The 13,614-nt window shown below is 41.7% G+C and carries 7 protein-coding genes; 1 reads left to right on the top strand and 6 read right to left on the bottom strand.

Annotated features, from left to right (window positions below):
• Positions 1–249: 249 nt before the first annotated feature.
• Entirely contained in the window at positions 250–870 is a 621-nt protein-coding gene (locus tag V7K73_RS28265) for an rRNA large subunit pseudouridine synthase E (RefSeq protein ID WP_334885177.1), read from the bottom strand.
• Between the two features lie 323 nt (positions 871–1,193).
• Here V7K73_RS28265 and hisC point away from each other — a divergent pair, with 323 nt between their 5' ends.
• Positions 1,194–2,282 (top strand): histidinol-phosphate transaminase, encoded by a 1,089-nt coding sequence (gene hisC, locus V7K73_RS28270; protein ID WP_334885179.1) that lies wholly within the window; start codon positions 1,194–1,196, stop codon positions 2,280–2,282.
• Between the two features lie 207 nt (positions 2,283–2,489).
• Here hisC and V7K73_RS28275 read toward each other — a convergent pair whose 3' ends face one another.
• The 5 genes from V7K73_RS28275 to aqpZ all read right to left on the bottom strand — a co-directional run bounded on the left by V7K73_RS28275 (position 2,490) and on the right by aqpZ (position 13,431).
• Entirely contained in the window at positions 2,490–7,913 is a 5,424-nt protein-coding gene (locus tag V7K73_RS28275; RefSeq protein ID WP_334885181.1) for a trifunctional serine/threonine-protein kinase/ATP-binding protein/sensor histidine kinase, read from the bottom strand.
• A 327-nt stretch (positions 7,914–8,240) separates the two neighbouring features.
• On the bottom strand, positions 8,241–8,495 hold the full coding sequence (locus V7K73_RS28280; RefSeq protein ID WP_334885183.1) for a DUF7219 family protein: 255 nt from the start codon (positions 8,493–8,495) through the stop codon (positions 8,241–8,243).
• A gap of 191 nt (positions 8,496–8,686) precedes the next feature.
• Positions 8,687–9,877, bottom strand: a complete 1,191-nt coding sequence (locus V7K73_RS28285; protein ID WP_334885185.1) for an RNA-guided endonuclease InsQ/TnpB family protein — start codon at positions 9,875–9,877, stop codon at positions 8,687–8,689.
• Between the two features lie 175 nt (positions 9,878–10,052).
• Entirely contained in the window at positions 10,053–12,578 is a 2,526-nt protein-coding gene (locus V7K73_RS28290) for a sigma 54-interacting transcriptional regulator (RefSeq protein WP_334885191.1), read from the bottom strand.
• Positions 12,579–12,732: 154 nt separating this feature from the next.
• Positions 12,733–13,431, bottom strand: a complete 699-nt coding sequence (gene aqpZ, locus V7K73_RS28295; protein WP_334885187.1) for an aquaporin Z — start codon at positions 13,429–13,431, stop codon at positions 12,733–12,735.
• Positions 13,432–13,614: the final 183 nt, after the last annotated feature.

The raw sequence follows: 13,614 nt of genomic DNA on the forward strand, positions 1-13,614 counted from the left end.
GCCCGCTTACTTAGTTACAGTTACCACATCTATGCAAAAATCCTCTTTCCCCCTGCGGTCTTAATGATAAATCTTTAAGCGGACACGATGTCACTAGCTCATAGCAGAAAGTCGATTTCTGTTAGGAACGTGGATTAAATAAAATGCAAAACTTCATCCTCTATCTAACTTCCCTCTCCTTTATAAGGAGAGGGATTGAGGGTGAGGTAACCCAGGGACATAAATTGTATATTATTTAATTCTTATTCCTTAGAGAGGATTCGCCTTTGGAAGAAAACTTTTCGATTTACTGAAATTATGCAGAAATTGAAGTTCAGATGTGGTGAGATCGCGCCATTGACCCAATTGTAGGTCATCTAATTGTAAGTGGGCTATGCTAACCCTAACCAGCCGCAAAGTCGGAAACCCTACAGCCGCAGTCATGCGCCGTACTTGGCGGTTTTTTCCCTCAGTCAAAGTCATTTCTAGCCAAGCTGTCGGTATATTTTTGCGAAATCTAATCGGCGGATTGCGTTCAGCTAGCTGTGGTTCTTCTGGTAACAGCCTAACTTCTGCTGGTTGAGTGCGGTAATCTTGAATTTCCACACCTGTTTGCAACCTTTTTATCGCATCTGCATCTGGAATTCGCTCTACCTGTACCCAGTAAGTACGTTTATGACCAAAACGCGGATGCGCGAGACGATGTTGCAATTGTCCATCGTTCGTTAACAGCAGCAACCCTTCACTATCCCAGTCTAAGCGTCCCACAGGATACACATCAGATACATCAATATAATCTTTCAGAGTGCTATGTGTAGGAGCATCTTTTGTAAACTGGCTAAGAACGCCATAGGGTTTGTAAAAAATAATATATCGGTAATGATTTGTCATTTGTCATTTGTCAATACTTCTGGGTTAAGCCTAAAATCAGGTAGATTAACAATTATTCCCTAACAGATAATAGCTTTTCTGCGAAACACTACGCATAGCTGGCCGGAGCATCCCGTCAGGTGCAAAAAACTTGATAGCCCTCATCCCCTAACCCCTTCTCCCAAAGATGGGAGAAGGGGAACTAGAAATTATGTGTCTCCCCTCTCCCGGAATCGGGAGAGGGGCTGGGGGTGAGGGAAAAGATTTAATTATCTAGAGTGAATCTAAAATTTAAAATCTAAAATCCAAAATTGAATCTGTTTTTTCCATATCTCATGCTCTATATGACCAACTACTTTCGCTCTAATGTTGATGCAATGGCTAGCTACATTCCTGGTGAGCAGCCCCAACGCGGTACACAGATAATTAAACTCAACAGTAACGAAAACCCTTATCCTCCTTCGCCGGCGGCGCTAGCTGTGCTGCAAAATATAGATGGCGAGTGGTTGCGAAGGTATCCAGAACCTTTCGGGGGGGAGTTCCGGGAAGCTGCAAGTAAAGTTTTAGGTGTTCCTAGCGATTGGATAATTGTCGGAAATGGCAGTGACGAATTGTTGAGTGTGGTGATTCGAGCCTGTGCAGAACCTGGGAAGAAGGTAGTTTATCCGATGCCAACTTATGTGTTATATCGCACATTAACAGAAATGCAAGGTGCGGAAATTGCCGAGATTCCTTACAGCGATGACTACAGTTTACCTTTGGAAGAACTGGTTGCTGCCAATGGATGTGTGACATTTATTGCATCGCCTAATAGTCCATCGGGGCATGTGGTAGCAACAAATGATCTGCGAAAATTAGCCAGCCAGTTATCTGGAATTTTAGTGGTTGACGAAGCATACATAGATTTTACCGAAGAGAATGCATTGGCTTTGGTAAAGGATTACGAAAACGTCATCGTAATTCGCACACTTTCTAAAGGGTACTCGTTGGCTGGATTGCGGTTGGGATTTGGGGTGGCAAATCCCAAGCTGTTGCAGGGATTGTTTAAGGTGAAAGATAGCTATAACATTGATGCGATCGCTTGTGCAATTGGTACGGCTGCTATTACCGATCAAGCTTATAAAAATGCTTGTGTGGCAAAGATTAAAGCATCGCGGAATCAGTTAGCAACAGACTTAAAACACTTAGGTTTTCACCTTTGGGATTCCCAAGCTAACTTTTTGCTGGTACAGCCAAGAGAAGCAAACGCAGAATATCTCTATCAAAAACTTAAGGAACGGGGAATTTTAATCCGCTACTTCAAGCAGCCTGGATTAGATGATAAATTACGCATTACTGTTGGTACTGATGAACAAAATCAGGCTTTAGTAGAAGCACTAATTTATTTGTTAGAGACTGGGGGCAGGGGGCAGAAAAATTGTAGGTTGGGTTAAGCAAAGCGCAACCCAACAAAGCCCCCGAAATGTTGGGTTTTGTTCCTCAACCCAACCTACACCTGACAATTCAGGTTATGTGGAAAAGTCCACGAAAACCTAACCCCCTTCCCGACACGAAAAGGGGGAAAATTCAAAGTCTCTCTCCTTTTGGAGAGAGATTTAGAGAGAGGTTTTCCAGATACCGTGAAAAGTCAGAATGCTCCCCTACCTTGCCTGAAGGGGGATAGAGACAATAAATTCAGCCCCTTGTCCTAAAACCGATACACACTCCAACTGCCCTCGATGCTTATTAGTCACAATCTGGTAACTAATAGATAGCCCTAAACCAGTGCCTTTACCAACAGGTTTGGTAGTAAAAAAGGGTGTGAAGAGTTGCCGCCGCACATTTTCGCTGATACCAGAGCCGTTGTCAGCAATGCGGATGACGGCAAAATCGCCTTCAACAGTAGTACGAATTGTAATTATACTTGGCTGACGTGCGATATCGGCATAAGTTCGATGTTTGTTAAATTCTTCTAAAGAGTCGATCGCATTTGCGATCAGGTTCATAAATACCTGATTCAGTTGGCCAGGATAACATTCTACGGGTGGCAGGTTGCCGTACTCCTGTATTACCTGAATTCCCGGATGATCTGGTTGGGGTTTGAGCCGATTTTGCAAAATCATCAGGGTACTATCAATGCCCTCATGGATATCAACGGCTTTGACTTCAGCTTCGTCTAGGCGGGAAAAGTTTCGTAAAGATAATACAATCTGGCGAATGCGATCGGTTCCGACTTTCATTGAAGCCAATAGCTTAGGTAAGTCTTCCATCAAAAAATCTAAGTCAACCGCATCTATTTCATCCTGAACTTTAGGCGATAAATTCTGGTTTTGCTGCTGATAAAGTTGTACTACGCTCATCAAGTCTTTGACATAATTATTAACGTAAGTAAGGTTACCGTAGATAAAGCTGACTGGGTTATTGATTTCGTGAGCAACGCCTGCCACCAACTGCCCCAAGCTAGACATTTTTTCGCTTTGCACCATCTTAGACTGGGTGAGCTTCAATTCATCAAGTGTGTGTTCTAACTCTTTTGCTTTTTCACGCGCTTGTGTTTCTGAAATCTCTAACTCCTGGGAGTAGATGTGCAAATTTGTGTAGAGCCGAGCATTTTCTATAGATATGGAAACTTGCGAAGTTAATAAGTTTAGTACCTCTAATCGCTCTGCGGTAAAGACTCCGGTGGTGAGGTTATTTTCCAGGTAAAGAACTCCAGTTAGCTTACCCTGATGAGCGAAAGGCAAACACAAAATTGATTTGGGTTGATTGGCAATAATATATTTGTCACTCACAAAACGCTCTGTGTGGCTAGCATCGTCTAAAACCAAATTTTCTTTTGTTCTTTCAACATAGTTAATTAGCAAAACTGGTAGTTTATGCTTTACTTGAAACAGACTCGACGATCGCACTGTCACTTCATCTCGATCAATGCTTCCTTCGGCTTCAATCACCCACTGGTTCTCGCGTTTTACAAGTAAATAACCCATTTGGGCCCCAGCATTCTCGATCGCAATCGTCATCATCTTCTCCAGCAGAGGATTTAACTCCATCTCGCTTGAGAGTGCTTGGGATGCTTTAATGGCTGTGCTGATATCTAGAGTTTGGGTTTTAACTTCAGAAATATCCTGAATCTGCTTTGTAGCTATACGCCGCTCGACTGTATCTCTAAAAATTTGGGAATATTGTTCGTCTAGTTGTCGAACTTTACCCGTAGCTTCCCACTTTAAATAGCAATAGCGGGCTTCTTTTAAATAAATTTTGGCAAAGTTTTTCCTATCCTTGGCTAAGTAAAATCGAAATGCGAGTTCGTTTGCCAAGGCTTCATTTTGTAAATAACCGTTTTCAGCAGCAGAAGCGATCGCTTTGTCATACAGTTCCATTGCCTGATAATCTTGTTTACCAATTCGAGCAATTTCACCTTGAATCAGCAGGAACTTGTGTTGATAATTGCTTGGGCAGTGCATTGCCCATTGCTGGAATTTTTCTAAGTTGGCATTTAGTTTATGCAAATAAATAACTTGAGTTGCGATATCTACCTCCGCATAAGCCCCTGCTAAGGCAATACTTTGGTGAAAATAGAAAACAGGATTAATAAAAATCCCTCGCGCTCCCCCAACAAATTTTTCGGCATTCTCTCCATATTCAACAGCTTTGGTATATTCTCCATACCAGTTACAGAGCGCAAGTTTATAGATGTAAACTACAAATGCACTCAACATATCCGAAGATGCCAGTGCAAACTCTAATACTTGCCGTTCATCTGCCCAAATTCCCACAAGTTCGTCAATCTTTTTTGCTGGCTTAGTCAGATTAGCGATCGCTTCCATAGCCAGCAGATGGTAGTTCAACATATTTTTGTCAATCTTGCGGAGGCTAGGAATAAAATCTTCGGCTATTTCTGCGGTTTTTTCTAAAGATTCATTTCCAAATAAACATTGCCATAAAAAATTAACTGAACAATAACCAGACCATTGATAAGAACCTGTTTCTAAACCACTATTAAATCCCTTCAATAAATAAGGTTTACTCTGGCTAATATGGTCTTTGTAGTGACAAACTAAACCGCCCCACATATTCAAAATATTTGCTTCTAATTCCTTCGTTCTTAAAACTTCGTGCAAATGCAAAGATAGCTCACCAAACTCATAACCCGAATCTACCTCACCATATTGAAACACCAAATTAAAAGCATAAAGCATATAGCCAAATACCGAAATTGGTGAGTTGCCATACTGAACTGAAAGTTGAGTTATATTCATCGATGTGATATGCAACGCTTTAGATCCTAAAAAGTAGGCAATAGGCCAAACTTCTTTTAAAATGCGTTGAGCCATTAACTTCTCTTCGTCTTGCATTGGCGGTAATTCTGCAAGACTAAAAGTTGAGCGATCGCCAATCACTTTTTTGGTTTGATTAAGTTTTTCCAACAGATAGGCATCATCGGGATAAGCTGTAAACTCTAAGCCTAAAAGTTCCAAGGTGTTTAACCCAATTTTATATGCAGAGTTTAAATCATTCTCCATCCGATAACACATAATTCGATATTCATTCACCCGACACATATCAAGAGTAGTTTTAACCTGGCTGAAAGTCTGCTCAAAAATCAGCAAAGCTTCCTCATATTTTCCATTTAAAAATTCTGCTTCTCCAACTTGTAAATATAAATTTAAGGTAAGTAAATAATTATCTTGCCAGCTATTTTCCGGTAGATAACTCATCCCTGTTTCTAGCAACTTGAGTGCAGTGACAAACGCCGAAGATGATTTTGCCCTCTGACCTGCTTTCAGATTTAATTCTGCCAATTCATATCTTTCTGCTGGTTCCACAATCAATGAGCCGCCAGCATTGAGATGATTGACAATATCAAAAAGATGTTCTTCTAACTGGGCTTTTTCAGTATTATGTAATAGTAATTTTCCAACCTTCAGGTGTACTTGTTGTTGCTGGTCGGTTGGAATTAAAGAATAGGCAGCTTGCTGAACGCGATCGTGCAAAAACTTATAGTCAACTTGTACCGCAGTATTGCAGTATATTGCCAATTCTGACTGATTCAACAACTGAGGAATTTTGTAAGTATCGCTCAAAGGAAGAATTAATCCTGCGTGCAAAGCTGGCCATAAATCAACTGCTGTTGCCGATGCAGATTTTTCGTTTACTACAGCTAGAATTTCTAAATTAAAACGGTTCCCAACACAAGCAGCTAATTGTAAAACTTGCTGCGTTGGTTCTGAGAGTCTTTGAATTTTATTCACCATTAAATCGACTACATTATCGGTAATGGCTTGTTCCTGTATTTTGTTAAGATCCCACTCCCATAAACCCGAACGATAATCAAATGTCAAAAGATTATCTTGATGTAGTACTTTTAGTAACTGAGTCAAGAAAAAGGGATTACCTTGGGTTTTTTGAAACAGCAAATCGGCTAAAGGTTCTGCTTGAGATGATTCGCAATTGAAGGTATCAGTAACTAGTTGATTAATATGAGGTGTTGCTAATGGCTTCAAAAACAACTCTTCAACAATAGCCCCAGATGCTCGAATTGCCTCTAACATTAATATCAGTGGATGAGTGGGACTAACTTCGTTATCTCGGTAAGCCCCAATCATTAATAGATACCGGCTTTCTGGGTCAGTCATCAAATTTTCGACCAACTTCACAGAGGCAGCATCTGCCCATTGCAGGTCATCTAAAAATAGTACTAAGGGATGTTCCGCAGCAGTAAAGGCATGGATAAATTTCTTAAACACTCGATTAAAACGGTTTTGAGACTCAGCAACGCCCAACTGCGGTACAGGCGCTTGCTGCCCAATAATCAGTTCTACTTCCGGGATGACATCAATAATAACTTGACCATTAGCTCCCAATGCTTGTAGTAATTTATTTTTCCAAACCTCAACTCTGGCTTGGCTTTCAGTTAACAGTTGTCGCATCAATTCTCGAAATGCTTGAATCAAAGAAGCATAAGGAATATCTCGCTTAAGTTGGTCAAATTTGCCACCGATAAAGTAACCTCGTTGCCGGACAATCGGTTTGTGAACTTCGTTAACTAGTGAGGATTTGCCGATACCAGAATATCCTCCTACCAACACAACTTCGCTCGAACCAAGGCTAACTTTTTCAAAGGCAGCCATTAAAGCTGCCACTTCTACTTCTCGACCGTAAAGTTTTTGAGCTATTTGGAATTGATGCGAAAAATCTTGCTGGCCTAAGTTAAAAAGGTCAATGCTGCCTTTTGTTTGCAGTTGTATCGCTGCTTGCTCTAGGTCAGCCTTTAACCCGTAAGCACTCTGATAGCGGTCTTCAGCAGTTTTACTCAGAAGTTTCATAGCGATCGCAGAGATTGCCGATGGTACATTAGGATTAATCTCGTGCGGAGCTACTGGAATTTTCGCAATGTGACAATGCACCAATTCCATTGGGTCTTGAGCATTTTGGAAGGGGAGCCGACCCGTGAGCATTTCGTAGAAAATGACACCTAATGAGTAAAAATCTGTACGATAATCTAAAGTTCGGTTGATGCGTCCGATTTGCTCTGGCGACATATAAGCCAGCGTTCCTTCTAGGAGGTTGAGGCTACTGATTTCTGGGCTTTCTTTTGACAGCAGCGAAGCGATGCTGAAGTCAATCAATTTTATTTTTTCGGTATTGGGGTTATAAAGAATGTTTTCCGGCTGAACATCTTTATGAATAATCTGATGATTATGTAACTCTCCTAAAGTTTCAGTAATTTGACCGGCGATGTTGAGAAATTTCGTAAGTTCAAAGCCTGTATTAGATATCTGAGCTTTTAAAGATTCTCCACCAAAGTCTTCTAAAACCAGTGCTAGACCATTACTGTAGCCGTTATCGTAACTGATTAATTCATAAGCTCTGATGACACCTGCAATGTTCAACTTTTGGATAATTTCGTATTCGTGCTTAATCTGAGCAATTTCTTTGACAGTCGGATACTCTGCTTTGAGCAGTTTGATGACAACTGAATGCCCGTTTGCCTTGGAGTATGCTCGATAAATTACTGTGGCAGTAGCTTCATAAATTAAACTTGTAATAGTATAATCCGGGATACGAGCAATTAATTTAAGCATTATTACTTGGCCAAATGTTGTTTTATAATAGATTTTGGTGGTTAGTATAATAATTCCCGAAATTCAAGTTAAATTAACTCTTCAAATCCTAGAAATCTCCGAAAAAGAATGTAGAGATGCTAAATTTCGCGTCTCTACACAAGGCTTTGGGTCTTAACCAAGCAGTATTGCATTCGGTTCTAAGTAGATAGACGTAATTAAACATAAGAAAAAACCTCACCCTCAATCCCTCTCCTTAGTAAGGAGAGGGAAGCCGGAGGCAGGGTGAGGTTTTAGCCGGAGGCAGGGTGAGGTTTTATATCTAATTTGACCCACTTACTTATTAAATTAAATTTCTTTATTTACGCCAATAGCCAGTTCCTTTTTGCTATGTTTCAATTTTTTCCAAAGCGCCCTAACTTGCTCGTAAGCTTCTTCTGGAGACAGCTTTCCAGCAGTTTCTAGGCAAGTAATGTAACTAATTTTTTGGGCAAATTCTTGGAGGTTGGCATTAAACGCTAAGGTTTCTGGCTGGAATTTACCATAATATCTGCTACGAGGATAAAGAAAGCTATTTTTATCGTGGGAGCTAGGCTGTGTCATTAGTTTGTTGTCTGTAATTTTTTATTAGGAGTTTTAGACTTGATGTATTCTACGTGTAATTACACAGTAGAAAAATCAAATTACAGAAGAAGTTAATATTGTAGTTAAAAATATATTTATATGGCTATTACAAGAAGATAGAAATAACTAATTGACACTCCCCGCCCTAAAGGGAACGGGGATTCTTGAATCTAAGACATGACTTGCTCAATCAGGCTTACGCCAGATTGAGTAGAGGACTCATCTCCTAAAGCGTTGCTTGCGTCTAGCGCAAAGGTTCCGGTATGCCCTACCGTACCCAATCCCCGACTAAGGATATTTCTCGCTGCGTTTTCGTCTCTATCCATGACACATCCACATTTACAAACGTGGGTTCTAGTAGATAGAGTTTTTTTCACAATTTCACCGCAGCTAGAGCATTCTTGACTCGTGTATTGCGGGTTAACCGCAACCGTGACACGTTTAAATACTTTTGCAAAGTACTCAATCCAGACACGCAACTGATACCAAGATGCGTCATTAATAGACTTAGCTAAACAATGATTTTTCGCCATATTTTTAATCCTCAAATCTTCATAAGCTACCAGGTCGTTAGACTGAATTACGCACCGTGCTAATTTCACAGCATGGTCTTTACGTTGCCTACTTATTTTGAGGTGGCGTTTCCCTAAAAAAGTCTTAGCTTTGCCCCTATTCTTTGAACCTTTTACCCTTCTGGAAACACGACGCCCGGAACGTTTAAGAACCTTCTCCCCAATACGAAGAAACTTAGGATTCTCAATCATTATCCCGTTAGAGTCGGTATAATATTCTTTCAATCCCACATCTAACCCAACGGTATTACCAGTAGGTTCTATGTCTTGAGAACGATCTACGTCAATACAAAATTGCACATACACACCATCCGCACGTTTTACCAACCTTACCCGTTTAATTTGGTTGATTTGGTAGAAATGCAAGTCACGAGTGCCTTTAAGCTTTAGCCTTCCAATACCTTTTTTATCACTAAAGGTTATGGATTTACGGTTATCTGCAAGCTTCCATCCTGATGTTTTGTACTCAACAGAACGACAGTCTTTTTGGAATGGGGGATATCCCTTTAAACCTGAAATACCTTTCTTGCAGTTGTCATAAAACCGAGAGATAGAAGACCACGCTCGTTCAGCAGAAGCTTGACGAGCCATAGAATTGAGTTCATTAGCAAAAGGAAAATTAGCCGCAAGTACAGCACAGTATTTCTGCAAATCGTTTTTACCCGTGCCTTTAACGTCCATCCATAGCCTAATGCAACTATTGCGGATAAACTTGCCAGTACGAATTGCGTCGTCTACTGCTGCAAACTGGGCTGACTTCCCATAAGCTTTGAACTCAAAAACAAGCATTAGTTATACCTCCTACCTTATACTACCATGCTTGGCGTAAGATGCCTAGAAAAAATCTTGACGGTGGTTAAAGAAAGCCTTGATTTATCGTAGGGGCAATTCATGAATTGCCTCTACATTTCGTACTTGATGCGTAATATCATGTCCGCATAAATAGTTATGCTAAACCACAAGCTCAAAACACGATAATCGCCCACATACTAACTGCTAACGCGATCGCTGCTAGGTGTTGCGGTATGAGCGATCGCACTGGTTGTTTGGCTATCTTTTGCGTTAACAACATAGTCATTAACACTGAGAAAATTATCGTTGCACCTTGCAAAAAGGCAATCACGGCGGGGTGAGCAACCAATATTGGCAATTGTTCACCACTAAAACCAAGGGTAGCAAAGGTCACGGGTAAAATCCGCCCGCCTTCGCCTAAGCCTAAACGCAGATAATGAGCCAAGTTTCCCCCTAACACTAATGGTAGGTAGCCATAAGCAAGTTCTACAAACGATCGAGACTTACGGTTAAAGTTGAACAGTTGCAGCAAGCCATAAGCCCCAAAGGTAAAAATCAGTGGGATAATTAACACTAGCAGCGATAATCCTAAGTGCTGCCAAAACTGATTTAAATTCAGTTGTAACCCCAACCAAGATTGCAATTCTGGCAAGCGATGCAGATATATTCCACCCAATAGCAAAAATAATAATGCTACTTCATAGGTGCGGGGTACATGAGTTGTCCACAGTTCAATTCCAGGGGGACGCAAGTTGAACTCAACGGAACGATGGGGACAGGCTTTTAGGCAAGTCATGCACAGTACGCAATCTCTGTTATCTTCTAACTGCGCTGGGTGGGAATATAAAGGACATCCATTAGTTTCCATGCCTTCGCCCTTTTGCGGCCCACCTTTATAGCACTGATATGTGGTGCAACTGGCAGAACAAATACCTTGCTGTGCGCGAAGTTCCGTCATTGAGAGTTTGGCAAATAAACCATTCATCCCGCCGATGGGACAAAGATAACGACACCAAAATCGCCGCTCAAAAAGAGCAGAGAAAATCATCGCCCCAGCCGTAATTAACAGTAGCAAACAAGCGCTGAGATAGGCGGTATTTTCTAAATGCCAGAGTTCTTCCCATAAAAAAATTAGGGTGAACAAACCAAACATGAACCATCCGCCCCATTTTTCAGCTTCCTCTCTGGGCCAGCGTTTGAGTTTTCGAGGCCACAGCCAGAGGGATAACTTTTGGGTAATTTCCCCGTAAATCATGAAGGGACAAACAGAACACCACACACGGCCTAAAAAGGGAAAGAGAAAGAGGAAGAAAGGCCACCACCAAGCCCAAAATAGATTTAATACGAAATTGCGATCGCGGGTTTGTGGCCCAATAAATAATACTGCAACTATAATTGCAAAAGCCGTTGCAGTAAAACCATAGTTAATGCGATCGGGCCACCACGGACTCCGTAAAAACTGCCGCAAACGAGGATAAGCATTTAACAGATTCACCCGAAATCGTTTTTTCTTCGTTTCGGCTGGCCAGAAAATTTCTTCTGTTAATTCATTAGCACCCTCTGCTTGCACGATCGCTCTTTCTACCAGATTTTTCAATTCCTTGAGGTTACCAGGAAAATCATAAGATTGGAGGCGACGCAAAGCTTCTGGGGTAATATGCGGTTTCGGAACGCCTCTAGCTCGAATATAGAGACTAGTATAATATTCAACCTGTGCCTGAACATCAGCTTTCCGCACCCGTAGCGGTGGTACTTTAATAATGTGACCGATACAGCGTTCAATTGTCGGCTGAGTTTTTTCGGAAACAATCAAAATTCTGGCTTTACTGGGGCGAGATTCAGGTGCTGCTTCTCCCGAACGACTGACGGGGGTATATGTGCCAGTTTTGAGCAACTGCGTCACCGAAGGTAACAATTCTTCAGGTAATTCTTGGATGTTGTTGAGAACTAAAGTACCTTCTCCCAACCATTCCAACAATCCTGGTTTACCGCCAGCGCGACCGAATAAATCTGCACCGCTAGTTTGCAGAATACCACAATTTACTTTAATAATGGGTTCTCGCCGTTTTGGAGAACCAAAGTGGAGCAGGGCTGCTATATTGTCTTTTTCTAACCCTGGTTCTCCAAAAATATCAACAGATTTACGGTCAGCCGCCGATAAACGAATTTGTTCGCGCAGTCTTACAGCATAACGACTTGTACCGACAATTCCGCGTTGCGCTTTGGTAACTAAATATGGTCGCAAAGCTACAGAACGTTCTTGTTCATAGCCAAGCGCAGATGTTACCTGAGCTAATTCTTGAGCCAATTGACGCGAAAAAGCCTGAGCAATTTCCGGGTATTGGGTGGCTAATTCACGAAATTTAGCACCAGGTACAACCCAGAAGTGACATTCAGTTACCGTAGTAATTGTGAATGGAGTTAATTCATCCAACAGTAATTCTTTGAGTTCAATCACTGCACCGGGGAGGAATCCACAAGCTAAGGCTGGGTTGGTTTCATTGGTGCTATTGCTTTCGAGTTGACCTTCTACAAGAATATAAAGGGCTTCTGGAGGAGTGCCTTCGCTAACTAAGTCAGTTTCGGCACTTACTACTTGTTCTTCAATTACTTGAGCGATCGCATTTAACACCAATGGCGAGAGAATTCCTAAACTCGTCCGTTCTTTTAGCCATGTAATCGTTTCTGGAGATGTCATATTAATTTCTCCGTGTAGGCTGCTGTATAAGAAGATTATCCCTTGAAAGCCACCTGAAAATATCTCAGTCTGGCGATACATGACATGTACCACATCTATGCAAAAATCGGAAAACCCTCTTTCCCCCAATTCATCCCACTGTTCTGCAACGCGATTAAATGTCTGGTTCTTGCAGCCATCGGGCAACCATACCCGCCAAAACTCCACCTAAAATTGGAAACACAATAAAAATCCAAAGGTCAGCCAATGCCCAATCTTGAGTAAAGATAGCTGTGGCTAGCGATCGCACCGGATTTACGCTGGCATTTGTCACCGGAATCAGGATAAGATGCGCCAAAGTAAGCCCTAAACCTATGGGGATGGGTGCAGACTGCTTAAAAGTAGGAGTTGATGTTACGCTCAATATCAGCAGCACAAAGCCACAGGTAACAATCAATTCGGCTAATGCACAAGCCCACCAGCTATAGTTACCAGGGGAGTGAATTCCCACCCCATTAGAACCAAAGTCGGCTGTTGTAAACCCAGGCTTGCCCATGCAAATCAAAAATAGGATAGTACTTCCCCAAATTCCGCCGAGAACCTGACTTCCTATATATGGCAAAACGTCTCGCAAAGAAAACTGCTTGGCTACCCAAAAACCAATTGTGACTGCGGGGTTGATATGACATCCGCTAATAGAACCAAAAGTATAGGCAGCAGTCAACAAACTTAAGCCAAAAGCGATCGCCACCCCACTAACTCCAACCCAAGGTACTGTACCAGAAATAACCGCAGTACCCACGCCCATCAGAACCAACCAAGCTGTACCTAGAGCTTCCGCCAAACATCGTTTTGCTAACGAGTAACGATTCATGAGATAATGCCATAAGAAATACCTGATACGTTTGGGAACTCCGTCTCTTTAGAGCGGAGCGGAAAAACGAACGAGCGGTTTTAACCAGTTTGCCGCTATAATGGTTGTTATCTAGCGGCAAATTTATGCTGTTGAATCAAACTAATCGGCTCAACTTGAGTCAAGCGGAATCTGACATCCTTA

The organism is Nostoc sp. (assembly GCF_036916975.1).
In the GTDB taxonomy this organism is placed as follows: domain Bacteria; phylum Cyanobacteriota; class Cyanobacteriia; order Cyanobacteriales; family Nostocaceae; genus Nostoc.